At 73.1% G+C, this 23,241-nt stretch carries 22 protein-coding genes and 1 pseudogene; 9 read left to right on the top strand and 14 right to left on the bottom strand.

The window, feature by feature from the left end:
- Positions 1–145: 145 nt before the first annotated feature.
- The 5 genes from ACQP1S_RS02120 to paaA are packed head-to-tail and all read right to left on the bottom strand — an operon-like array spanning position 146 to position 4,041.
- On the bottom strand, positions 146–1,360 hold the full coding sequence (locus tag ACQP1S_RS02120) for a 2Fe-2S iron-sulfur cluster-binding protein (protein WP_432902417.1): 1,215 nt from the start codon (positions 1,358–1,360) through the stop codon (positions 146–148).
- Positions 1,357–1,911, bottom strand: a complete 555-nt coding sequence (locus tag ACQP1S_RS02115; RefSeq protein ID WP_091245242.1) for a PaaD-like zinc ribbon domain-containing protein — start codon at positions 1,909–1,911, stop codon at positions 1,357–1,359. The genes ACQP1S_RS02120 and ACQP1S_RS02115 overlap by 4 nt, the downstream gene beginning before the upstream one ends.
- Positions 1,912–1,937: 26 nt before the next feature.
- A complete protein-coding gene (gene paaC, locus ACQP1S_RS02110) occupies positions 1,938–2,663 on the bottom strand; it encodes a 1,2-phenylacetyl-CoA epoxidase subunit PaaC (RefSeq protein WP_091244362.1) in 726 nt (241 codons plus the stop codon).
- A complete protein-coding gene (gene paaB, locus ACQP1S_RS02105; RefSeq protein ID WP_432902414.1) occupies positions 2,660–2,971 on the bottom strand; it encodes a 1,2-phenylacetyl-CoA epoxidase subunit PaaB in 312 nt (103 codons plus the stop codon). The genes paaC and paaB overlap by 4 nt, the downstream gene beginning before the upstream one ends.
- A complete protein-coding gene (paaA, locus tag ACQP1S_RS02100) occupies positions 2,968–4,041 on the bottom strand; it encodes a 1,2-phenylacetyl-CoA epoxidase subunit PaaA (RefSeq protein WP_432902412.1) in 1,074 nt (357 codons plus the stop codon). The genes paaB and paaA overlap by 4 nt, the downstream gene beginning before the upstream one ends.
- A gap of 371 nt (positions 4,042–4,412) precedes the next feature.
- Between paaA and ACQP1S_RS02095 the strand changes: the two genes are divergently transcribed.
- Both ACQP1S_RS02095 and ACQP1S_RS02090 read left to right on the top strand, forming a co-directional pair.
- Positions 4,413–5,399 carry a hypothetical protein gene (locus tag ACQP1S_RS02095; RefSeq protein ID WP_432902410.1) on the top strand — a complete coding sequence of 329 codons (987 nt, stop codon included), beginning with the start codon at positions 4,413–4,415 and terminating at the stop codon, positions 5,397–5,399.
- A complete protein-coding gene (locus ACQP1S_RS02090; RefSeq protein WP_432902408.1) occupies positions 5,399–6,346 on the top strand; it encodes a hypothetical protein in 948 nt (315 codons plus the stop codon). The genes ACQP1S_RS02095 and ACQP1S_RS02090 overlap by 1 nt, the downstream gene beginning before the upstream one ends.
- Before the next feature lie 158 nt (positions 6,347–6,504).
- Here ACQP1S_RS02090 and ACQP1S_RS02085 read toward each other — a convergent pair whose 3' ends face one another.
- The 3 genes from ACQP1S_RS02085 to ACQP1S_RS02075 all read right to left on the bottom strand — a co-directional run bounded on the left by ACQP1S_RS02085 (position 6,505) and on the right by ACQP1S_RS02075 (position 9,597).
- On the bottom strand, positions 6,505–7,356 hold the full coding sequence (locus ACQP1S_RS02085; protein ID WP_091244341.1) for a menaquinone biosynthetic enzyme MqnA/MqnD family protein: 852 nt from the start codon (positions 7,354–7,356) through the stop codon (positions 6,505–6,507).
- 33 nt (positions 7,357–7,389) lie between these two features.
- A complete protein-coding gene (locus ACQP1S_RS02080; protein WP_432902405.1) occupies positions 7,390–8,832 on the bottom strand; it encodes an MFS transporter in 1,443 nt (480 codons plus the stop codon).
- Between the two features lie 183 nt (positions 8,833–9,015).
- On the bottom strand, positions 9,016–9,597 hold the full coding sequence (locus tag ACQP1S_RS02075; protein WP_091244332.1) for an ArsR/SmtB family transcription factor: 582 nt from the start codon (positions 9,595–9,597) through the stop codon (positions 9,016–9,018).
- Positions 9,598–9,933: 336 nt separating this feature from the next.
- Here ACQP1S_RS02075 and ACQP1S_RS02070 point away from each other — a divergent pair, with 336 nt between their 5' ends.
- The 6 genes from ACQP1S_RS02070 (at position 9,934) to ACQP1S_RS02045 (ending at position 15,798) form a co-directional block, all read left to right on the top strand.
- Positions 9,934–12,021, top strand: a complete 2,088-nt coding sequence (locus ACQP1S_RS02070; RefSeq protein ID WP_432902403.1) for a HelD family protein — start codon at positions 9,934–9,936, stop codon at positions 12,019–12,021.
- 245 nt (positions 12,022–12,266) lie between these two features.
- Complete coding sequence (locus tag ACQP1S_RS02065) at positions 12,267–12,896, top strand: transporter (RefSeq protein ID WP_432902401.1); 630 nt, start codon at positions 12,267–12,269, stop codon at positions 12,894–12,896.
- Positions 12,893–13,204, top strand: coding sequence for a transcriptional regulator (locus tag ACQP1S_RS02060; protein ID WP_432902399.1), 312 nt, complete (start codon positions 12,893–12,895; stop codon positions 13,202–13,204). Before ACQP1S_RS02065 ends, ACQP1S_RS02060 begins: the two co-directional genes overlap by 4 nt.
- Complete coding sequence (locus ACQP1S_RS02055) at positions 13,201–14,178, top strand: ABC transporter ATP-binding protein (protein WP_432902397.1); 978 nt, start codon at positions 13,201–13,203, stop codon at positions 14,176–14,178. The genes ACQP1S_RS02060 and ACQP1S_RS02055 overlap by 4 nt, the downstream gene beginning before the upstream one ends.
- A gap of 12 nt (positions 14,179–14,190) precedes the next feature.
- Positions 14,191–14,928: an ABC transporter permease gene (locus ACQP1S_RS02050; protein WP_091244319.1), complete on the top strand. Its 738-nt coding sequence runs from the start codon at positions 14,191–14,193 to the stop codon at positions 14,926–14,928.
- A gap of 93 nt (positions 14,929–15,021) precedes the next feature.
- Positions 15,022–15,798, top strand: a complete 777-nt coding sequence (locus tag ACQP1S_RS02045) for a VOC family protein (RefSeq protein WP_432902394.1) — start codon at positions 15,022–15,024, stop codon at positions 15,796–15,798.
- Positions 15,799–15,801: 3 nt separating this feature from the next.
- On the opposite strand, the gene ACQP1S_RS02040 is transcribed toward ACQP1S_RS02045, so the two are convergent.
- From ACQP1S_RS02040 to ACQP1S_RS02025, 4 genes and pseudogenes are all read right to left on the bottom strand, one after another.
- Complete coding sequence (locus tag ACQP1S_RS02040; RefSeq protein WP_432907721.1) at positions 15,802–16,539, bottom strand: ABC transporter ATP-binding protein; 738 nt, start codon at positions 16,537–16,539, stop codon at positions 15,802–15,804.
- Positions 16,540–16,745: 206 nt separating this feature from the next.
- Positions 16,746–17,780, bottom strand: coding sequence for a FecCD family ABC transporter permease (locus tag ACQP1S_RS02035; protein ID WP_091245239.1), 1,035 nt, complete (start codon positions 17,778–17,780; stop codon positions 16,746–16,748).
- A 220-nt stretch (positions 17,781–18,000) separates the two neighbouring features.
- Positions 18,001–18,939, bottom strand: a complete 939-nt coding sequence (locus tag ACQP1S_RS02030) for an ABC transporter substrate-binding protein (protein ID WP_432902392.1) — start codon at positions 18,937–18,939, stop codon at positions 18,001–18,003.
- A gap of 357 nt (positions 18,940–19,296) precedes the next feature.
- Positions 19,297–20,604 (bottom strand): annotated as a pseudogene (locus ACQP1S_RS02025) (M14 family metallopeptidase); the annotation flags it as partial.
- Positions 20,605–20,808: 204 nt separating this feature from the next.
- Here ACQP1S_RS02025 and ACQP1S_RS02020 point away from each other — a divergent pair.
- Positions 20,809–22,185 (top strand): C39 family peptidase, encoded by a 1,377-nt coding sequence (locus ACQP1S_RS02020; protein ID WP_432902391.1) that lies wholly within the window; start codon positions 20,809–20,811, stop codon positions 22,183–22,185.
- A gap of 219 nt (positions 22,186–22,404) precedes the next feature.
- Here ACQP1S_RS02020 and ACQP1S_RS02015 read toward each other — a convergent pair whose 3' ends face one another.
- Both ACQP1S_RS02015 and ACQP1S_RS02010 read right to left on the bottom strand, forming a co-directional pair.
- Positions 22,405–22,677: a DUF4229 domain-containing protein gene (locus ACQP1S_RS02015; RefSeq protein ID WP_091244301.1), complete on the bottom strand. Its 273-nt coding sequence runs from the start codon at positions 22,675–22,677 to the stop codon at positions 22,405–22,407.
- A gap of 106 nt (positions 22,678–22,783) precedes the next feature.
- Positions 22,784–23,224 carry a hypothetical protein gene (locus tag ACQP1S_RS02010; RefSeq protein WP_091244297.1) on the bottom strand — a complete coding sequence of 147 codons (441 nt, stop codon included), beginning with the start codon at positions 23,222–23,224 and terminating at the stop codon, positions 22,784–22,786.
- Positions 23,225–23,241: the final 17 nt, after the last annotated feature.

Below are 23,241 nucleotides of genomic sequence, written 5' to 3'. Positions count from 1 at the left end.
ATGCCGCCGGACTCTCGGGCCTCGACCTCCACCAGGGCGGAGGCGACCAGGGACATGCCTGCGCGGTCGTTCCGCCAGTCGACGGTTCCTCGGTCTCCGCCACGCGACGAAGCGAAGTCCTGCACCCGCGGGACCGAAAGCCCGCCTACCCGTCGTAGTCGACGGTGAGGGTGTCGGTGACAGGGCTGGACTGGCAGGTCAGCACGTAGCCGGCGGCCACCTCGTCCGGCTCCAGGGCATAGTTGCGGGCCATCGTCACCGCACCCTGGACCACCTTCGCCCGGCAGGTCGAGCAGACCCCGCCCTTGCAGGCGTACGGCAGCTCGCCGCGCACCCGCAGTGCCGCGTCCAGCACCCGCTCGTCCCGGCCCATGGTGAACCGCGACGACCGGCCGTCCAGCATGATCGTCACTTCCGCGCCACCGGCCGCCGCGTCGGCCCGGCGGACCGGCTCCGGTGGGGCGTCGACGTGGAACAGCTCGGTGTGCACCGCCGACTCCGGCCGCCCCCGGTCGGTCAGCACCGCCTTCGCGTCCAGCACCAGCTGGTAGGGGCCGCAGAGGAACCACTCGGAGATCGCGTCGCCGGGCACGATGGTGTCCAGCAGCCGACCCAGCCGGTCGGCGTCGATCCGACCGGACAGCAGCGGTGACTCGCCCGGCTCGCGGGACAGCACGTGCACCAGGTGCAGCCGGGTCGGGTAGCGGTCCTTCAGGTCGGCCAACTCCTCGGCGAACATCACCGTGTTGGCCGTACGGTTGCCGTACACCAGGGTGAAGGTGCTGGCCGGCTCGACGGCCAGGGCGGTCGCGACCAGCGCGAGCACCGGGGTGATGCCGGAACCGGCGACCACCGCGCCGTAGTGCCGCGCCCGCTGCGGCGCGAACGCGGTGGTGAAGTGCCCCAGCGGGGGCAGCACGTCGACGGTGTCGCCGTACCGCAGCGCGCCGCAGGCGTAGCTGGAGAACGCGCCGCCGGGGATCTCCCGCACCCCGATCCGCAACCGGCCGTGCCGGGCCAACTCCTCGGGCGTCGAGCAGATCGAGTACGACCGCCGCACGTCCGCACCGGCGGCGACGTCCGCAGCCGGGCCGCCGGTCGGGTCGGCCACGGCACCGGCCGGCACGGCGGTGGTCGCACCGGCTGTCCCGGCTGCACCCGGTGCGGCGGGGGGCGCGGCTGCGGCGGGCAGGCGGACGGTCAGGTGCTGGCCGGCGGCGAAGGCGAACGTCGCCCGCAACTCATCGGGCACCGCGAAGGTGATCGCCACGGCGTCGTCGGTGAGCCGGTCGACGGCGCTGACCGCCAGCGGGTGGAAGGCCGGTCGGCGACGGACCGGGCGGGTGATGGTGACAGTCACAGCGCCTTCAGGTGGTCGAAGGGTTCGGAGCAGGAACGGCAGCGCCAGAGCGCCTTGCACGCGGTGGAACCGAACCGGCTGACCTGCTCGGTCTCCGGTGACCCGCAGCGCGGGCAGCGGACCGCCAGGGTCAGCGGCACGACGCCCGCCGAGCGACCCGGTGCCGGCCCACCGCCCACCGGCCCGACGCGGGCCGCCGACACGGCCGACGCCGGCACACCGCCGACCGAGCCGACCGGGGCCGGCGGGGCGATGCCGGCGGCGGCGAGTTTCGCCCGCCCCTCGGCGGAGATCCAGTCGGTGCTCCAGGCCGGGCTGAAGACGGTACGGACCTCGGCCCCGGGATGGCCGGCGGCGGCGAGCGCCCGGCGGATGTCGGCCCGGATCACGTCCATCGCCGGGCAGCCGGTGTAGGTGGGGGTGATCGTGACGAGCACCCGGCCGGTGGTCGGGTCCTCGTCGACCGCCCGCAGGATGCCCAACTCGTCGATGGTGATCACCCGGATCTCCGGGTCCACCACCGCCGCCACGGCCGCCCTGGGGTCGGTCACCCGGTGCCACCCCCGGCCCGGCCGGCTCACCACTGCGCCCCCGGATGCGCCCTGTGCAGCACCTGCATCTCGGCCAGCAGGAACGACAGGTGCTCGGTGTGCACGCCGTCCCGGCCACCGCCCGGCGTCCAGCCGGTCGCCGGCCGGGTCAGGGTGGCCTCGGCCAGCACCGGGGAGACCACCGCGTCGAAGTCGGCCCGCAGGGTGGCCGGGTCCACCGGCGCCGCCGGGTCCGCCGTGAACAGCTCGTGGTGGTACGGCCAGAGCTGGTCCACCGCAGCCTGGGCGCGACGGTGCGACTCGTCGGTGCCGTCGCCGAGCCGCTTCACCCACAGCGCGGAGTGGTCCAGGTGGTAGGCCGACTCCTTGCGGGCCTTCGCGCCGATCGCGGCGAGCCGCTCGTCGGCGCAGCCGGCCAGCGCGGTGTAGAGCGGCACCTGGTAGGCCGAGAGCAGCAGCAGCTTGACCATGCTCATCGCGAAGTCGCCGTTGGGCAGCTCGACCAGGAGACAGTTGCGGAACTCCCGGTCGTCGCGCAGGAACGCCAACGCGTCCTCGTCCCGGCCGGCGCCCTCCAGCTCACCCGCGTACGACAGCAGCAGGCGGGCCGCGCCGAGTTGGTCGAGGGCGATGTTGGCCAGCGCGATGTCCTCCTCCATCTCGGGCGCGCGGGTGGCCCACTCGCCGAGCCGCTGGGCGGCCACCAGCGCGTCGTCGCCGAGGGCGAGGGCGAACTCGAACGGGCCGTTCACAGGTGGTCCACCCCGTCCGGCACCTCGTAGAAGGTGGGATGGCGGTAGACCTTGTCGGCGGCCGGGTCGAAGAAGGCGTCCTTCTCGTCGGGGCTGGACGCGATGATCGCGCCGGCCGGCACCACCCAGATGGAGACCCCCTCCTGCCGGCGGGTGTAGAGGTCGCGGGCGTTGTGCAGGGCCAGCTCGGCGTCGGGGGCGTGCAGGCTGCCGACGTGGGTGTGTGACAGCCCACGTCGGGCCCGGACGAAGACCTCCCACAGCGGCGAGGTCGCCGGGACCCGGGGTGGTTCGCTGGGCGCGCTCACGCGGCCACCTTCTCCCGCTGCGACTCGGCCCGCTGCTTCGCGGCGTACGCCGTGGCAGCCTCGCGTACCCACGCGCCGTCGGCGTGCGCGCGGCGGCGGTGTTCCATCCGCTGCCGGTTGCACGGGCCCTCCCCCTTGATCACCCGCATCAGCTCGTCGTAGTCCGGCTGGGTGAAGTCGTACGCCTGCCGCTCGTCGTTCCAGCGCAGGTCGGGGTCAGGGATGGTGAGGCCGAGGATCTCCGCCTGCTGCACGCACATGTCGACGAAGCGCTGCCGCAGCTCGTCGTTGGAGAACCGCTTGATCTTCCAGGCCATCGACTGCGCCGAGTGGGTGGAGTCACCGTCCGGCGGGCCGAACATCGCCAGCGACGGGTACCACCAGCGGTCGAGCGCGTCCTGTGCCATCGCCCGCTGCGCCGGGGTGCCGTACGACAGGGTGTGCAGGATCTCGAAGCCCTGCCGCTGGTGGAACGACTCCTCCTTGCAGACCCGGATCATCGCCCGCGCGTACGGCCCGTAGGAGCAGCGGCAGAGCGGGACCTGGTTGACGATCGCCGCGCCGTCCACCAGCCAGCCGATCGCCCCCACGTCGGCCCAGGTGAGGGTGGGGTAGTTGAAGATCGAGCTGTACTTCTGCCGGCCGTCGAGCAGCAACTCCACCAGCTCGTCCCGGCTGACGCCCAGGGTCTCGGCGGCGGCGTACAGGTAGAGGCCGTGACCGGCCTCGTCCTGCACCTTGGCCAGCAGGATGGCCTTGCGCTTGAGCGAGGGGGCCCGGCTGATCCAGTTCCCCTCCGGCTGCATGCCGATGATCTCCGAGTGGGCGTGCTGGGCGATCTGCCGGACCAGGGTCCGGCGGTAGGCGTCGGGCATCCAGTCGCGCGGTTCGATCTTCTGGTCGGCGTCGATCACGTCGGCGAAGTACGCCGCCGGATCCTCGCCGGGCGCGGGGGCAGCCTCCCGGGTGCGGGCCGCCGCCTCGCGCAGCGCCGCCTCGGCGGCCTCGACCTGACCGAGCAGGCCACCACCGGGCGCGTCCTCCTCCGGGGCGAAGTCGTTGCCATACATTCGTCAAGTGTTACAGCTCGCTGCCCGTGACACCAGAGGGTGTAACAGGATTTGCGAAGCCCCTTCCGTTACCAGGCGAACACTCTCGGTCAACACTAGGGCACGCTTCCCGCTATGACTTGGGTCACTGATCAAAGATGAATGCTACAAAGCGCCGCATATCATGCCTTTATCTCGACTTACCGGCAGTTTGCCGTGCGTCGGATTCTGGCGCGTCGGCTGTCCGGACGTAGACTTCCCCGGTCACCACCGATCGGCTGCCGACGATCGCCACCCGAGACAGAGGCCATACCCCCCGGCCTCGGCGATCGAGCCGACACCCTCGGAAACAGCCGGTCCCCCCGGCCCTGACATCTGGAGTTCACCCACTCATGCGATCTCGCGTGATCATGGTGCTCGCCGTTCTGGCGGTACTGCTCGGCACCGGCCTGCTGGTGCCGGCCGCGTACGCCAAGCTCTCCGGCGACGACGCGACCGGCGGCATCGGCGGCGGCACGGCGGAGAAGGTGCCCGCCCCCGCGCCCACCGCGCCGCCGGCCCCCACCCTGGCCGCCGCTCCGGTCACGGTGGACTTCAAGGGGGCGTTCTTCAGCTGGGCCCTGATGGACCGCAAGACCGGCGAGCTCTCGGGCTCGAGGAACATGACCTCGACCAGCTCCACCGAGTCGATGTTCAAGGTCTGGATCGTCGCCGACTACCTGCGCCAACTCGGCGACAAGGAGCCACCGGCGGCGATGAAGAAGAACGCCAGCCTGGCCATCCGGGACAGCAACGACGACGCGGCCAACCGGGTCTACTCGGCGGCCGGCGGGTCGTACAAGGCCCTGCCGGGTGGCCAGCCCAGCCAGGTGCTCATTCGGGCGATCAGGATCTGCGGCCTCACCGACACCAAGCGCGGCAACGTCCCCGGTTACGAGGGCTGGTGGAGCTTCACCCGGATGTCCCCCCGCGACGCCACCCGGCTCGGTGACTGCATCGCCGACGGCAAGGCCGCCGGCCCCAAGTGGACCAAGTGGGTGCTGAACGAGATGGCCCAGGTCCGGGGCAGCGTGACCAAGCAGCAGGCCCGCTCCGGCGGCGGCAGGTGGGGCATCATCGACGGCCTGCCCGCCGAGATCAAGGCGCAGGGTCCGGTCGCCATGAAGAACGGCTGGACCATCCTCAGCTACGACGGCAACTGGCACGTCAGCTGCCTCGCCGTCACCGACAAGTGGAGCCTCGCCGTGATGTTGCGATACCCCCGCTCGCGCGGACTGGCGTACGGTGCGAAGGTGTGCGCCAGCGTCGCCACCCAGTTGGTCACCCCGCAGCCCGGTGCCGCGCTCAAGGTGCCGCAGCAGCCCGTCGGGAAGCTCTGATGGCGGGCAGCCGGCGGGGCAGGCGGCGCGGCCGGCACGACAACCAGCCGGTGAAGCTGGTCGCCGTGGCCGCGATCCTGATCGGTCTGGTGCTGGTCTCGCTGCGGTTGCTGCCCGGCTCGCCGCTGGAGTCCACCGCCGCCTCGCGCTGGGGTGACTCGTCCAGCGCGGCCCGCTCCGACTCGGCGGCCGACCGGCACGACCGCCCCACCCCCGCACCGTCCCCGACTCCCTCGCTGACGCCGCTGCCCTTCGCCGACCGGGACCTCGACCTCGACATCCGGGGCTGGTACGCCTGGAGCGTCCTGGACCGCCGGACCGGCAAGATCATCGGCTCGGACAACATGGGCGAGACCAGCACCACCGCCTCGCTGATCAAGTCGTGGATCGTCGCCGACTACCTGCGCCGGGCGGCCGAGGCGGGGCAGACCCCGAGCGACGCCAAGCTCGCCGACGCCACCAAGATCATCCGGGACAGCGACAACACCCGGGCCGAGCAGTTCTACAACGGCGTCGGCCGGTCCGCGTCGATCAAGCGGCTGATCTCGACCTGCAAGCTGACCGACAGCAGCGTGGCCGCCGACGGCGGCTGGAGCCGGACCAACCTCTCCCCCCGCGACGCCGCCCGGCTCGGCAACTGCATCGCCGACGGCCGCGCCGCCGGCCCCACCTGGACCAAGTGGCTGATCAACGAGATGAAGCTGGTCCGGGGCTCCGGTGACTTCGGCATCCGTAAGGCGTTCCCGGCGGCCGAGCAGAAGAAGATCGCCATCAAGAACGGCTGGATCGACCGGACCCGCGAGCAGGAGATGCACATCAACTGCCTGGCCATCGGCGGCACCTGGACGATGGGCGTGATGGTCCGCTACCCGATCAACCTGGGCTACGACTACGGCATGAAGAACTGCCAGAAGATCACCGAGGCCCTGCTCCAGCCCGCCACCTGAACCGGGTCGACCGACCCACGGTCGCTGCCGCTGATCGACTCCGGTTCGCTGAAGTAGCGGTATCCCCGATCGGGGATACCGCTGTGGCGCCCCACAAGACCGTCAGGGCACGCCGGGTCGACGAGGGGCCGGGGCGGACCGTCGGCCTGGCCGGGAAGTCAGCCGGCGAAGAACTCCGGGCCGTCCTCGGGCAGGGCGGGGGCCTCGCCGGTCGCCGCCGCGCGGCGGGCGAACTCGCGCAGGCCGGCGACCTGCCGTGCACCCAGCGAGAAGTCGAGGGTACGGAAGTACGTCGCCAGGGTCGCCGCGTCGAACGGCTCCCACCGGGCCGCCGCCTCGGCCACCTGGTCCAACTCGGCCAGGCACAGGTCACGGGAGCGCAGGAACGCCTCGTGCACCTCCTTGACCAGGCCCGGATGGGCGGCGGCGAAGTCGCGGCGGACCGCCCAGACGGCGAAGACCATCGGCAGGCCGGTCCACTCCCGCCACGCCTGACCGAGGTCGGTCACCTCCAACCCCCGACGGGGCGCCTCGTAGAGGGCGCGCAGCGCGACATCGCCGATGAGCACCCCGGCGTCGGCCTCCAGGAGCATCTGGGTCAGGTCCGGCGGGCAGCGGAAGTACTCGGGGTGGACGCCGTACCGGTCGGCGAGCAGGAGCTGGGCCAGGAGCACCCCCGTACGCGAGGTCGAGCCCAGGGCGACCCGCCCACCTTCCAGCTCCGCCAGCGGCCTGGTGGAGACCACGTTGACCGAGAGCACCGGCCCGTCGCTGCCCACCGCCAGGTCCGGCAGGAGCAGCAGTTCGTCGGCGTGCCGCAGGTATTCCACCTGGGAGATCGGGCCGATGTCCAGGTCACCGGCGATCAACGCGGCGCTGAGCCGGTCCGGCGAGTCCTTGTGCAGGTCGACGTCGAGCAGCGCGCCGGAGCGCATCAGCCCCCAGTAGATCGGCAGGCAGTTGAGGAACTGGATGTGCCCGACCCGGGGGCGTGCCACGCGCTCAGCCATGACCCGACCGTATCCTCGCCGGTCCCTACCGGCTCACCGGGAGCCCCGGGGAGTGGCCAAGCCCGCACCGTCTCCCCTCGTCGGAGGGCCTGCCTCGACCGACGGGCCCGCCCCCACCGCACCGACGTCCCCCGGCGTCGGCCCACCGTTCCCGGCCCGCGCCGGCCCCACGCCCCCGGCCGACACCGCCCCCGGGCCCCCGACCCGCGTCGGTTCGGCGGTCCCCGACAGCGGTGGCCCGTCCCCGATCCACGTCGAGGTGAGCGGGTCGGGGCGGGAGCGACGCACCGCCCGGGTGACCACCGGCACGAACGCCAGCACCACCAGCAGGCCGGCGATCCCGGCGGCGGCGATCAGCGGGCGCGGTGGGAGCACCGCCAGCAACGCGCCGCCGATCAGATAGCCGGCCATCGAGCCGCCCTGGACCGCCGCGCCGATGACGGCGTACGCGCGGGCCCGCAGCGCCTCGGGTACCCGCCGGGCGGTCAGCACGTTGGTGAAGACGTTGTCACCGCCGTTGGCCGCGCCGCCGATCAGCCAGAGCGGCACCAGCAGCGCCGCCGTCGGCACGGTCGCGGCGAGCACCACCACCAGGCTGCACCCGGCGAGCGTGGCGAGCACCCCCTGGACGAGTGCACCGTCGTCGGTGAGCCGGCGGGCCACCCGCGCGGCCAGCCAACTGCCGGGCAGCATGCCGGCCATCCAGGCCGCCCCGACCAGGCCGTAGACGGTGGCCGAGGAGTCCAGCGTCTCCCGGATGAAGAACACCTCGACCACGTTGATGCCGCCGATCGCGGTGATCACCGCCGCCGTGCTGACCACCAGGGCGAGCATCAGCGGGTCCGCGCGCAGCCGCCAGGCCGGGGCGGGACCGGTGCCGACGGTCGCGGTCACCGTCCGTCGGCCACCCCGCCGGGTGCGCAGCAGCAGGCCCGCGCCGACCAGCGCCAGGTAACTGACGGCGTCCAACAGCAGCGGTACGCGGGTGCCGAACTCCCCGACCAGCAGCCCGGCGAGCACCGGCCCGGCGAGCGCACCGAGCGAGCCGGCGGTCTGGCTGACGGCGCTGGCCCGGGGCAGGTCGCCGGGGCGGACCATCGCCGGCAGCAGCGCCGCCAGGCAGGGCTGGGTGACGGCGAGCCCGCAGGCGAGCAGGGCGACCAGCCCGATGACGACCACCGGTTGCGTGGCGAAGGCGAGCAGGACGCAGATCACCGTCTGGATCGACCCGACGGTGACCAGCAGGGTACGGCTGTCGACCCGGTCCGCGAGCCGACCGGCCAGCGGCGCGCACAGCACCAGCGGCAGGGTGGCCGCCAGCAGCAGCCCGGAGACGGCCAGGCCGCTCGCCCCGGCGGACTGGAGAGCCAGCGCCAGGGCGGTGGCGGCGAGGAAGTCCCCGCAGATGGTGGTGCCGCGGGCGGTCACGGCGATCCAGACGTCGGACCAGCGCGACCCGTCAGTTGTGAAGGACATGCTTCGAAAATAATCCTTCACAACTGATCGAAGCAACCCCCATCCATGGTTGATCAACTCTTGGTCATCGATGTAGCGGTATTCGACCGCCCCGATACCGCTACATCAGCGACATGGCGAACCGGACCAGGCCGGGACGGGACCAGGGGCGGATGGACCGGAGGCGGAGGCGGAGGCGGGTCTCTAGAGGGGGATCGTGCGGTACTGGGCCGCGACGGCACGGGCGTCGGACGGCGGGTCGGCCAACCGGTTCCGCTGCCGGTACGGCTCGAACAACGCCATCACCGCGTCGTTCAGCCCGGCCAGTTCCTCGGCGGTGAGCAGCAGCAACGAGTCACTGAACAGGGCACCGCGATACCACTCGGCGGGCTCGTCGGCAGCGTGCCGCAGCCACGTCCGCATCCGCTCGGCGTCCCGGGCCGAGTGCGCCTCGACCAGCGCCTGCTCGGCCGCCCGCGCCTCCGGGCCGGCCCCCTGCCCGGCCTCGACCAGCCAACTCTGGCTGAACGCGCGCCACACCCGTTCCCGCGCGTCGCCCCGGCTGGGTGCCTGCTCGACCAGGCCGAACTTCGCCAAGGCCCGCAGGTGGTAGCTGGTCGCGCTCGGCGACAGCCCGGTGATCTCGGCCAGCTCGGTGGCCGTCCCGCCCTCCGCGCGCGTGCTCAGGTACTCCATGATCGCAATTCGGGCCGGATGGGCCAGCGCCCGCATCACCTGTGGGTCGCTGATCGTCATCCGGCGCGGCTCGGGGTGCGGCTCGGTCATGACCCCATGATCCCGCCTGCCCGGGACCCCGGCCAGCACCCGGTCGCCCCACCAGGGCGGGCGTCCCCCTACCGGCGACGCAGCAGGGCGCGGGTGTCGATCTCGAACGGAAACGGGCGGTCACCGGTCAGCGCCTCGCCGCCTTTTGCCACCGCATGCTCGACGTGACCGGCCCCGGACGGAGGAAATTGGGTGGAGCGGGAGGCTGGGCGGGGCGTACGCTGGTTGACCGCTCGACGGCCGTGGTGAGGTAGCACCGCAGCGGACGTCCCCACGCGCCAAGGACCTGTCCTGGATACGCGGGCGAGCCGATCGCGACCGCCGAAGAGGATCACCGTGCCCGCAACCGACGAACGCGGCAGGACACACCCCGAACCGGCACAGCCGGCACCCACCCGCCTCGAAACAGAACTCAGCACCGAGCAGGCCCACCTGGAGACCTCCCGGCTCGCCCTGCGGCGGATGCGGGAACGCGCCCAGTCGCTCTTCGCCACCGGCGACAAGGTCGCCGGGGACGCGTACACCGCCGAGCAGCTCGGTCGGCACCTGGCCCGGCGGGTCGCCGAACTGGCCGACGACCCGGCCACCGCGCTCTTCTTCGGCCGGCTGGACTTCGGCCCCACCGACCCCGAGCACGCCGGCCGGGGTTACCACGTCGGCCGGCGGCACGTCACCGACGAGCGGGGCGAGCCGCTGGTGCTGGACTGGCGGGCCCCGGTGTCCCGCGCGTTCTACCGGGCCAGCGCGCGCGACCCGCAGGGGATCGCCGTACGACGGCGGTTCGGGTTCAGCGCCGGGGCGCTGACCAGCTTCGAGGACGAGCACCTGGACCGGGGCGAGGAGCTGGGCACCACCAGCCGGATTCTCACCGCCGAGATCGAACGTCCCCGGGTCGGGCCGATGCGGGACATCGTCGCCACCATCCAGCCCGAGCAGGACGAGCTGGTCCGGGCCGACCTGGCCGACTCGATCTGCGTCCAGGGTGCGCCGGGCACCGGCAAGACGGCGGTCGGGCTGCACCGCGCCGCGTACCTGCTCTATCTGCACCGGGAGCGGCTGCGCCGGGCCGGGGTGCTGATCGTCGGCCCGAACCGGGCGTTCCTGTCGTACATCGCGGCGGTGCTGCCCGCCCTCGGCGAGGTCGAGGTGGCCCAGGCCACCGTGGAGGACCTGGTCGCCCGGGTGCCCGTCCGGGCGGTCGACGACCCGGCGGTGGCCGCCCTCAAGCACGACCCCCGGATGGCCGGGGTGCTCCGGCGCGCGGCGGACGCCCTGATCACCGCGCCCACCGAGCCGATCATGGTGTCGGACGGCTCGTTCCGCTGGCGGATCGGCCTGGACCCGCTGCACCGGATGATCGAGGAGACCCGCCGGGAGGGCCTGCCGTACGACACCGGGCGGGAGCGGGTCCGGGCCCGGGTGGTCGGGTTGCTGCAACGCCAGGCCGAGGCCCGCCGGGCCGAGTCGCCGGGCGACGCCTGGCTGCGCCGGATGGGGAAGGCCCGCCCGGTGACCGCCTTCCTCGACGCGGCCTGGCCGGCGCTCACCCCCGAGGGGCTGGTGCACTCCGTGCTCGGCGATCCGGACGTTCTGGCCACCGCCGCCGACGGACTGCTCACCGACGGGGAACAGGCCCTGTTGCGCGGCACGAAGCTGGGCCGGACGCCGAAGGCGACCCGGTGGACGGCCGCCGACACGGTGCTGATCGACGAGGCGGCCGGGCTGATCGAACGGACCACCGGCTTCGGGCACGTGGTCGTCGACGAGGCGCAGGATCTCTCCCCGATGCAGTGCCGGGCCATCGCCCGCCGCAGCGAGCACGGCTCGATCACCCTGCTCGGCGACCTGGCCCAGGGCACCGCCCCGTGGGCGGCCACCGACTGGCGGGAATCCCTGGCCCACCTGGGCAAGCCGGACGCGGTGGTGGTGCCGCTGAGCGTCGGCTTCCGGGTGCCCGCCGTGGTGGTCGCGTTCGCCAACCGGTTGCTGCCGGCGCTGGCTGTCGACGTACCCCCGGCGGTGTCGTTGCGCCACGACGGCGCGCTCGACGTGCGTGCCGTGGCCGATCTGGCGGCGGCGACGGTGGCCGAGGTGCGCGCGGCGCTCGGGCACGACGGCTCGGTCGGGGTGATCGCCGCCGACGACGCGGTGGACGGGCTGCGCGCGGCGCTCGCCGCCGCCGGGGTGCCGACCGCGACCGCCGACGACGTGGCGGCCTCGGCGCGGGTCACCGTGGTCCCCGCGACCCTGGTCAAGGGCCTGGAGTACGACCACGTGGTGGTCGTGGAGCCGGCCGCGATCGTGGCCGCCGAGCAGCGTGGCCTGCACCGCCTCTATGTGGCGCTGACCCGGGCCGTGTCCGGGTTGTCGGTGCTGCACACCGCGCCGCTGCCCGGCCCGCTGGCCGAGCCACCGGCGGCCTGACCCCGACCGGCGTCCCCTGACAGTGCCGGCGTCGGCGACGGCCGGCCCACCCGGACATCCTCCGCCGTGCCGGTCGGCCCGCCGTGCCGATCGGCCCGCAGCACTGCCACCGCACCGGTCGGCCCATAACACTGCCACCGCACCGGTCGGCCCACCGCGCTGCCGCCGCGTCGGGGTGGGCAGCCGCTGTCCGGTGGCGGACCCGGCGTGCCAGCGGCTGGACTTTGTGTTTTAAAGTAGTTTGCATGACCACGGATGGCGACACCGCCCCGCTCGACGCCGCCGACGCGATGCGACTGATCCGCGAGCAACGGGCCAGCACCGCCCGACGGCTGGAACCCGACCCCCGGGTGCACTACTGGCCGTGGGGGTTCGCCTGGCTGATCGGCTTCGGGGTCTACTTCCTGCGCTTCTCCCCCGACGGCCGGACGCTTGTCGCCATGCCCGCCTGGCTGCCGCTGACCCTGCTCTTCGTGCTGCTCGCCGCCGCGGCGGCGGTCTTCGGGGTGGGCAGCGCCCGCGCCTACCGGCACGTCGCCGGTGAGTCGGCCCGACGCGGCAGCTGGTACGGCGCATCCTGGGGGCTCGGGTTCCTGAGCCTGTCGCTGATCCTCGGCCGGGTCACCGACAGCCTGCCGCACGACCTCGCCGGGCTGCTCTGGTCGGCGCTGTCGGTGGCGCTGACCGGCGCGCTGCACATGGCCGGCGGCGCGATCTGGCTCGACCGCACGCTGTTCCGCCTCGGCGTCTGGCTCACCGCGGTCAACATCGTCGGGGTGCTCGCCGGCCCCGGCTGGCACGCCCTGGTGGTCTCGGTGGCCGGCGGCGGCGGGATGCTGGTGGCAGGTGCGCTCGCCCGGCAGCGCCACGGATGAGCGAACTGGACCCGGTCATCCACGCCCAGGCCCGGCTGCGGGTGGTGGTCACCCTGGCCACCCTCGCCGACGGCGACCGGATCACCTTCCCCCGCCTCCAGGAACTGCTCGCGATGACCCCCGGCAACCTCTCCGTCCACCTGCGCAAGCTGGAGGACGCCGGCTACGTCGAGATCGACAAGACCCACCGCGGACGCACCCCGACCACCCTGGTCCGGCTCAGCCGGCGCGGGCGGCGGGCGTTCGAGGAGTACACCGAGAACATCCGCGCCCTGCTCGACCCGCCCGACCCCAGGGAGACCCGATGATCCTCGCCCACGCCGACCAGGCCACCCGCCGGTACGGCGACGTCCTTGCCCTCGACCGGGTCGACCTGACCGTCCACGCCGGCGAACTCGTCGGCCTACTCGGGCCCAACGGCGCCGGCAAGAGCACCCTGATCAACATGCTGGTCGGGCTGCGCCGGCCCACCGCCGGCCGGGTCGAACTCTTCGGCGGCGACCCCCGCCAGCCGGCCGCCCGGCGGCAGCTCGGGGTCACCCCGCAGGAGACCGGCCTGCCCGGCACCCTCCGGGTCGGCGAGGTGATCGACTTCGTCGCCGCGCACTTCCCCGACCCGGTGCCCCGGGCCGAACTGCTCGACCGGTTCGGCCTCACCGACCAGGTGCGACGACAGACCGGCGGGCTCTCCGGCGGGCAACGGCGGCGGCTCGCCGTCGCGCTGGCGTTCGTCGGCCGGCCCCGGCTGGTCGTCCTGGACGAGCCCACCACCGGGCTGGACGTCGAGGCCCGGCACACCCTGTGGGAGGCGATCCGGTCGTTCCACGCCGACGGCGGGACGGTGCTGCTGAGCAGCCACTACCTCGAAGAGGTGGAGGCGCTGGCGCAGCGGGTGGTGGTGCTCGGGCAGGGCCGGGTGCTCGCCGACGACACCGTCGACGCGATCCGGGGCATCGTCGGCGTCCGCCGGGTCAGCCTGACCGCCGACGACCTGCCCACGCTGCCCGGTGTGGTCGCCACCGAGCGCACCGACGGCCGGACCCACCTACTCACCACCGACGCCGACCAACTGGTCCGTGACCTGGTCACCGCCGGGGTCGCGTTCCGCGAACTGGAGGTCCGCCCCACCTCGCTGGAGGAGGCGTTCCTCGCCATCACCACCACCGGCACCGGCCCGGCCGGCACCACCACCAGCACCGCCACCGGGGCCACCGCCGGCCCGGCCGGCGCCGCCCGGACCACCGCCACCAGCGCCGCCGCCGGCGGCCGACCCACCGCCTGAGGAGTCGACGCCGTGCCGCTCACCCTGGTCCACGCCCGCTACCAGCTACTGGAGATCATCCGCATCCCGGTCGCCGTGGTCGGCAGCGCCTTCTTCCCCGCCGCCGCGATGCTCTTCTTCGTCGTCCCGTTCGCCGGGGACGACCCGACCGGCGCCACCTACGCCACCGCCGCGATGGTCACCTTCGCGGTGATGAGCGCCAACATCTTCCAGTACGGCATCGGCGTCGCCGAGGACCGCGACCAACCCTGGAACCCGTACACCCGGACCCTGCCCGCCGGGCCGGGACCCCGACTGGCCGGGCGGATCCTGGCCGGGCTGGTGCTGACCTACCTGTCGATGCTGCCCGTCGTGATCATCGCGACGGTCGCCACGGCCGCCCGGGTCACCCCGGTCGGGCTGCTGCTCGGCGCGCTCACCGTGGCGGTCGTATCGGTGCCGTTCACCCTGCTGGGTCTCGCCATCGGCTACTCGCTGCCGAGCAAGGCGGCGATCGTGGTCGCGCAGGTCATCTTCTTCCCGCTGGCCTTCGGTGGCGGCCTGCTCTCCGCCCCCGGCGACGCCCCCGGCTTCATCCAGGTGATCGCGCCGTTCCTGCCCACCCGGGGGGCGGTCGAGCTGATGTGGGCGGCGGTCGGCGACTGGCGACCCGACCCGCTCGCCCTGACCATGCTCGGCGTCTGGATCGTGCTGCTCGCCGCGGTCTCCGGCTGGGCGTACCGGCGCGACGAGGGTCGCCGGTTCAGTTGACCTTTCGCCGGTTCGGCCCGGTGGCCGGCGAGCGGTGCCACGATGCCGGCAGGGCGTCCCACCGGCACGCCCCCGCAGCCGAGAGGGGCCGACGTGAGCACCGTCGCCGCGGGCACGCCCTGCTGGACCGACCTGGCGACCCCCGACCTGGACGCCGCCCGGCGGTTCTACCCCGAGCTGTTCGGCTGGACCGGCCGGATCGCGCCGGAACCCGAGGCCGCCGGCTACACCACCTTCCGCCGGGACGGCCGGGCGGTGGCGGGTGCCGGCCCACCGGCCGACCCGGACCAGGTGCCGGTCTGGTCGACGTACGTGGCGACCGACGACGCCGATCTGGTCACCACCCGGGTCGAGGCAGCCGGCGGGCAGGTGCTGGTCGCCCCGTTCGACGTGCTCGACGCCGGCCGGATGGCGGTCTTCGCCGACCCGGCCGGCGCAGTGTTCAGCGTCTGGCAGCCCATGCGGATGCCCGGGGCGGAGTTGCGCGACGATCCCGGGGCGATGTGCTGGAACGAGTTGGTCAGCCCGGACCCGGAGGGTGCGGTGCTTTTCTACGAGCTGGTCTTCGGCTGGCATCCCGAGGAGCAGTCCAGTGCCGGGCCCGGCTACACCGGCTGGCGGTGCGGGGCACGGATCGTGGCCGGAATGCTGCCGACGCCGGGCGGCGACCCGCCTGCCGACCGGCCCGCGTACTGGTCGGTGTTCTTCGCGGTGGCCGACGTGGACGCGACCGCCGCCCGCGCCACCACCCTCGGCGGCACCATCCTCACCCCACCCCGGGACACCCTCCTGGGCCGCCGCACCACCCTCCGCGACCCCCAGGGTGCCCGCTTCTCCCTGCTCCAGACGGATGCCGCCGGACAGCGGTGAGCTTCACGGCCGTGACGACTCAGGGCGGGTGGGGACCACCAGGGGGCCGCGGTCGCCGGGGATGACCCGGACCCGGGCCCGGTAGTGGCGGGACAGCAACTCCTCGGTGAGCACCTCGTCGGGCGGGCCCGCCGCGACGACCCGGCCGTCGGCGAGCAGCACCATCCGGTCGGCGTACTCACCGGCCACGGAGAGGTCGTGCATGGTGGCCAGCACGGTCAGGCCGTGCGCCCGGCGGAGCTGGTCCACCAACTCCAGCACCTCCTGCTGGTGGCCGATGTCCAACGCGCTGGTCGGCTCGTCCAGCAGCAGCAGGGTGGCACCCTGGGCGAGCGCCCGGGCTAGGAAGACCCGCTGGCGCTCCCCGCCGGAGAGGGTGGCCAGCTCCCGCCGGTGGAACCCGGTCAGATCCAACCGGTCGAGTACGTCGTGCACGGCGGCCAGGTCGGCCGCCGACTCCCGACCCAACGGCGCGATGTACGGGGTCCGCCCCAGCAGGACGTAGTCGAACACCGACATGCCCGCCGGCACCACCGGGGACTGCGCCACCGTCGCCACCACCCGGGCCCGGTCGCGGCGACGCAGCGCGCCGGACGGCGTACCGAACAGCGAGACCGCGCCGGGGGCGGGTAGCAGGCCGCCGACGGCACGCAGCAGCGTCGACTTGCCGGCGCCGTTCGGCCCGATCACCGTGACCCACTCGCCCGGGGTGACCGTCAGGTCGACGCCGGCCAGGATCATCGCCCCGCCCAACCGCACGTGCAGCCCCCGCACCTCGACCGCCGGCACCCCCGCCTGCGGGGTCCGCACACCCGGCTCACTCCTCGCGCTCACGGGGCCACCTCTGTTCGCGACTGCGGGGCTCGCAAACCCGGCTCACTCCTCGCGCTCACGGGGCCACCTCTGTTCGCGACTGCGGGGCTCGCAAACCCGGCTCACTCTCGCGCTCACGGGAAGACCCGGCGGGCGGTGCGCAGGACCAGGACGAAGAACGGGCCGCCGAGCAGGGCGGTCACCACGCCGATCGGGATCTCGGCGGGGGCGGCGGCGGTCCGGGCGACCACGTCGGTCAGCGCCAGGAACGCCCCGCCGAAGAGCATCGACAGCGGCAGGATCACCCGGTAGCTCGACCCGGCCAGCAGCCGTACGGTGTGCGGCACGATGATCCCGACGAAGCCGATCAGCCCGGAGGCGGAGACGGCGGCGGCGGTGCCGAGTGAGGCGGCGGCGATCAGCAGGTAGCGGGAGCGTTGCGGGTGCAGGCCGAGGCTGGCCGCCTCGTCGTCGCCGACGGAGAGCACGTCGAGTTCCCGCCGGTGCAGCAGCACCACGACGGCGGTCAGCACGAAGTAGGGCAGGATCAGCCGGACGTCGCCCCAGCCGGCGGTGCCCAGCCGCCCGAGCAACCAGGAGTAGACCTGCTGGATGCTGTCGGAGTGCCGTTGCAGCAGGTACGTCTGCCCGGCGGCGAGGAACGCCGACACCGCCACCCCGGCCAGGATCAGGGTGGCCGGTGACCGGTCCCGTCCGCCGGCCGCCCCGAGCAGGTACGTCAGGGCGACCGCCCCGAGCGAGCCGACGAAGGCGGCGAGCGGGATGGTGACCGGCATCCCGGTCAGCGCCCCGCCCGCCCCGACGCCGCCCAGCGTGATTACGGCGGTCACCGCGAGCCCCGCGCCGGCCGCCACCCCCAGCAGGTACGGGTCGGCCAACGGGTTGCGGAACACACCCTGGTAGCAGCCGCCGGCCAGGGCCAGCAGACCACCGACGAGCAGGCCGAGCACCACCCGAGGCAGCCGCAGCTCGGTGACGATGGCGATCTCGCGTTCGGTCAGCCCGCTGTCCAGGCGTACCCCGGGCAGCAGGTTGAGCAGTTCGGCGGCGACGCTGCCGGGCGGCAGGCCGACCGGGCCGAGGGACACCCCGGCGACCAGGGCGACCAGCACGGCGAGCACCCCGGCGGCGAGCCAGCGCTTACGCAGCCCGGCCGGTCGGGGCGTACCGGCGGCGACCTTCGGGGTGCGGACCCACCCGGCGGCGGTCCGTCGACCCGGGGCGGACGCGGACCCGGCCGGGCGGGACCCGGCCGGGGAGGTTGCGGCGGCGGCCGGGCCGGGGTCGGGCACGCCGGGCGGCCGGGACGCGTCGGGCGTCCCGGCCGGGCCGGGGTCGGTGGAGCGCACGGTCACCGGTGGTGGACCGTCACGCCGGCACCTTGGCGGTGGCGTCGACGATCGACCGGAGCAGGTCGACCACGCGCGGCCCCCAGCGCGAGGCGACATCGTCGTCGAGGGCGACGACCTGGTTGTTCTTGACGGCGGTGACGCCGGCCCAGCCGCTGCGGGCCTTGACCGTGTCGGCGCTCTGCTGGCAGCACTTCACGTCGGCCAGGAAGACGAAGTCCGGGTTCGCCTTGACGATGACCTCCTGGGAGAGCTGCGGGTAGCCGCCGTTCTTGCCGTCGGCGTCGGAGGCGTCGGCGATGTTCTCCAGACCGGCCAGCGCGTAGATCGAACCGATGAAGGTCTTGCTGGTCGCGCTGTACAGCTCCGGCCCCAGCTCGTGGTAGTAGGTCAGCTTGGTGGACCGCTGCGGCAGGTCCTTGGTGAGCTTGCCGATCTCGTCCTTCATCCGGGCGGTGACGTCGGCCGCCTCGGTCGGGTGGCCGGTGAGCGTGCCCAGGTCGGTGAGCTGCCGGTACGAGTCGTCGAGGGTGGCCGCCGCCGGGGTGAGCAGCACCGGGACCTTCAGCGCGGTGAGCTGGGCGACGATCTTGTTGGTGTCGTTGGCGAGCAGCACCAGGTCGGGGTTCTTGCCGGCGATCGCCTCGGCGTTGGGCTGGAAGCCGGACAGCTCGCTCTTGGGCGCGTCGGCCGGGTAGTTCGACTGGTCGTCGACGGCGGTGACCTGCTTGCCGGCCCCGATGGCGAAGAGCATCTCGGTCGCGGTGGGCGACAACGAGATGATCTTCTCGGGCCGCCTGTCCAGGGTGAGGTTGCCCACCGTGGCCGGGAAGGCTGCCGCGCCGGAGCTGCTGCCGGCGGCGGGGGCGTCGTCGGAGGTCTTCTCGGCGCACGCGCCGAGGGCGAGGGCGGCCACCGCGAGGGTCGCGGCGAACAGCCGGGGGGTACGTCGGGACATCGGTCCTCCTGTCGGTCGAGGAGCGTGGTGCTTCGCCGACAGGGCCGCTGGCGTACCCGTCCACGAGGCGCCCTTCCTCGAGAGCGCGTGTCGCGACCGACCGCAGGCGACCTGGCTCGTCCCCACACACGACGACGCCGGCCACTCGGGCCGGGCGCCGGGTGGGTCCCCGGCGGGCCGGGAACCACGGTGGGGCATCTCAGTTGCGGGACAGCGCCGGTTTCGCACCGGCTTCGCTGCGGGTCGATCGGGTGCCACGGTAGCGCACGACCAGCGAAGATCGTCTGGTCGGGCGGGGCGGGTGGGGTCCCGTCGGGGGCTTACGGGACCCCACCCGGAGTCACGTCCGACGGGTCAGCAGTAGGTGCTCTGCTTGTTGATGACCCGGTAGGGACAGTCGGCGTACTCCGACAGGAGCAGCACCGCCTCCTTGTTGCGGGAGGTCTGGGCGGGGATCACCTCGTCGGGCGGGTAGAAGCCGCCACCGGCCCCGGACGACCCGGGGTACATCTCGAAGGTGTACGCCCAGATCTTGTGCGTCGCCCACATCCAGTCGAGGCTGTCGCCGTCGGTGATGTAGAGGTCGCTGGACTGCTCGGGGGTGTACCCGTTGGTGGCCGCCATCCGCTGCCCGAGGGTGGCGAAGGTGTTGTACTGGTCGGCGGTCATCCCGCTGGGGGTGTTCGCGGTGGTGTAGCCGAACGGCCAGAGCACCAGCTGCGAGTAGGTGTGCCAGTCGATGTTGGCCTTGATCTGCTGCACCCCGCCGACGACCCGGCTGTTGACGAAGTCCCGCAGCGCCTTGGTCTCCGGCGCGGAGAAGGCGGACGGCCCCCGGTAGGTGGTCGAGGACGGCGAGCCGGACGAGCCACCGCAGCAGCCCCAGTTGTAGCCCCAGTTGCGGTTCAGGTCGGTGCCGACCGCCACGGCGCCGCTGTTGGGCTGCCGGTTCTTGCGCCAGGACCGGTAGGAGCCGGTAGCGATGTCGTACTCGCTGCCGTCCGGGTTGACGGTGGGGACGATCCAGATCTCCCGGGAGTTGACGATGCTGGTGATCCGCGAGTCGCTGCCGTAGCTGTCGGTGAACAGGTTGAGCAGGTAGATCGCCATCTCGACGGTCAGGTGCTCGCGGGCGTGCTGCTGGGAGTTGAACAGGATCTCCGGTTCGGCCTCGTCGGTGCCGACGTTGTCCGAGATCTTCACCGCCATCAGGTCGCGGCCCTCGTACGACCGACCGATGCTGATCTTGCGGGCGATGGCCGGGTGGTCGGCGACCACCTGGTTGACCACGGTCGTCAGCTCGGCGTAGTCGTGGTAGTTCGAGTCGGCCGGCGGGAAGGCGTAGGTGCCGGCCCCCTCGGCGGGAGCCGGTGTGGTCTCCCGCTCCAGCCGGAAACCGAGCCGGGTGATCGCGGCAGCCTCGGACCGGGTCGCCGAGACGTACAGCACGCCGTGTTCGGCGGAGTCGATGGCCGCGCCGGTGCGGGCGACGGCGTTACGGTCGGCGAGGGTACGCGGGCCGAGCACCCGGTATTCGGCGGCGGCGGGCTCGGGGTCCGGGGCCGGGCGCGCGGAGACCGGCCCGGTGGCGACGGCGGTGAGGCCGAGGCCGGCGACGACGGCGAGCGCCAGGCGACGCCGGAAGGGGGAGGTGCGGAAGGCCATGGACATCCTCCTCGGGGTACGGGAGATCCCGTTGTGCGCCCACTTCACCAGGAGTCACATGGTCATATCAATATCCGTGACTATCTCCAACCATCCCGACCGGATCGTCACATCGGCAATGATTTTCTCATCCGCAAGCTCTGGCGAAACTTCCTGCCGAGCGGGACAGTGAACGGCAACGATTCCCCACCCTGCGGAGTTGCCATGTCCAGCAGAGCACTGCGCGCGGTCGCCCTGGTCGGCGTCGCCACCCTCACCCTGCTCGCCAGCACCGCCCCCGTCCACGCCGGCGGCCCGTCACCCGCCGGGACGCCCCCGCCCGCCGGGGACCGCCCACCCCCGGGCGGACACGACGAGCAGATCACCTTCCAGGAGTGGTCCCGGCACCCCGACTGGCGGGCCGGCACCCACCGGGGCACGTACGCCGTACCCGGGCACCGCGCCGGCCTCGCCATCGGCCGTCCGGCCGGCACCACCGAGTTCACCGACCCGCACACCGGCACCACCCGCACCTGGGAGTACGCCACCTGGACCTCGCCGCGCACCCCGATCGGCTTCGACGCCACCGAACTCGTCGCCTCCTGGAACGCCGACACCCCCGCCGGCACCTGGCTCCAGGTCGAACTCCAGGGCACCTACACCACCGACGACCACACCCCGTGGTACGTGCTGGCCCGGTGGGCCGCCGGTGACCAGGACATCACCCGGGCCACCCTGGACGGTCAGGGCGACCCCTGGTCGAACGTCTGGACCGACACCCTCGTCATCGACGACGCCGACGCCGGGGTGCTGCTGCGGTCGTACCAGCTGCGGCTCACCCTCTACCGCGCGCCCGGCCAGGCCGCCTCGCCCCGGGTCCGGATGCTCGGCGCGATGAGTTCGCACGTGCCCGACCGGTTCACCGTCGCACCGAGCCGGGGCGGCATCGCCTGGGGCACCGAGTTGCCGGTGCCGGCCCGCTCCCAGATGGTCCACCGGGGCAGCTACCCGGAGTGGGGCGGCGGCGGCCAGGTCTGGTGCAGCCCGACGTCCACCACGATGGTGCTGGAGTACTACGGCAAGCTGCCGTCGGCGGCCGACCTGTCCTGGATCGACCCCGACCACCCCGACCCGCAGGTCGTCCACGCCGCCCGGATGACCTGGGACAACGAGTACGAGGGCGCGGGCAACTGGCCGTTCAACACCGCGTACGCGGCCAGCTTCGGCGGCATCGAGGCGCGGGTGACCCGGCTGCACTCGCTCGACGAGGCGGAACGGTTCATCCGGGCCGGCATCCCCGTGGTCACCTCGCAGTCCTTCCTCGACACCGAGCTGGACGGGTCGAACTACGGCACCTCCGGGCACCTCTTCGTGATCGTCGGCTTCACCGCCGACGGGGACGTGATCGTCAACGACCCGGCGTCGGCGTCCAACGCCGAGGTGCGCAACGTCTACCGGCGGGACCAGTTCGAGCAGATCTGGCTGCGGACCAAGCGCTACCGGGCCAACGGCACGGTAGCCGGCGGGTCGGGCGGCATCGCCTACCTGATCAAGCCGACCGACCGCCCGTGGCCGGTGGTCCCCGGCTCGACCAACTGGTGATCTCCTCCCCGACCGGCGTGATCCACTCCAGAGGGCCGGCGTGATCCACTCCAGGGGGGCCGGCATGATCCACTCCAGGGGGCCGAAGTAGCGGTATCACCGCGCCGCGATACCGCTACGGGGCCGATCTGGAGTGGATCATGGCCGATCGGGTCGCGGGGCGGGCGCACGGCGCAGGGCGGGCGGGGTCAGGCGCGGGCGGACGGGGGTGCGCGGGGGTCAGTGGGGCCGGTCGCCCTCAGCGGGTTGGTCGTCGCCGGCCAGGGCGGAACGAAGCCGCTCCTTTTCCGCGCGTCGCCGCTCGGCGGCGGCGGCCACCTCCTCGGCCATCTGGTCCCGCCAACCCCGGAGCAGGAAGAACGACGCGGCAGCGGAGAAGATCAACGCCACCATCAGCTTCAGGAAAAGGTTCATCCCGACCGGCCACAGCGCCGCCACGACCACCAGGAACAGCCCGATCCGGGCCAGCGTGTACTTGACCGCCGCGCTCACAGGACCATCCTCATCCGCGACCGTGGGGCCCGCACACCCCGCTCGCTGCTCGCGCTCACGTTGCCCACTCCTTGCTTCTGCGTCGGGACGCCCGCCGTCGGGTGGTTCAGCCCGTCCGCCGGGCCAGCCAGTGCACGCCCTGGAACCAGAGCACCGCGTACCCGAGGGCGAACGCGAGCGCGGCCAGGCCGCCGGTGAACAGCGGCGCGAGCCCGCCGGCGAGGCCCGCCACCAGCAGCCCGGCGAGCACCGCGAGCAGCGCGGCGGACAGCGCCGCGACCACCCGGGCCGCACCGAAGTCCCAGGCCCGGAAGTCGTCCCAGAACAGCCAGGCCGGCAGGATCACCGCGAGCCAGCCGTTGGTACGACCGAAGTCACCCGCGCCGGCCACCGCGAACGCCCAGTCGAAGAGCACCAGCGCCAGCAGGCCGATCAGCCAACCGGCCAGGCTCACCCCGAGCAGGTCACCCAGGGTCAGGATGCGCCCCTCGGCGTCCCGACGGGGAAACCCGCTGCGCTGCTGCGCGGTCGGCTGCTGTCCGGTCATGGTGTGACGAGCATACG

The sequence above is a fragment of the Micromonospora matsumotoense genome (assembly GCF_050951065.1).
Taxonomy (GTDB): Bacteria; Actinomycetota; Actinomycetes; order Mycobacteriales; family Micromonosporaceae; genus Micromonospora; species Micromonospora matsumotoensis.
This window is presented reverse-complemented; position numbering and strand designations above follow the sequence as displayed.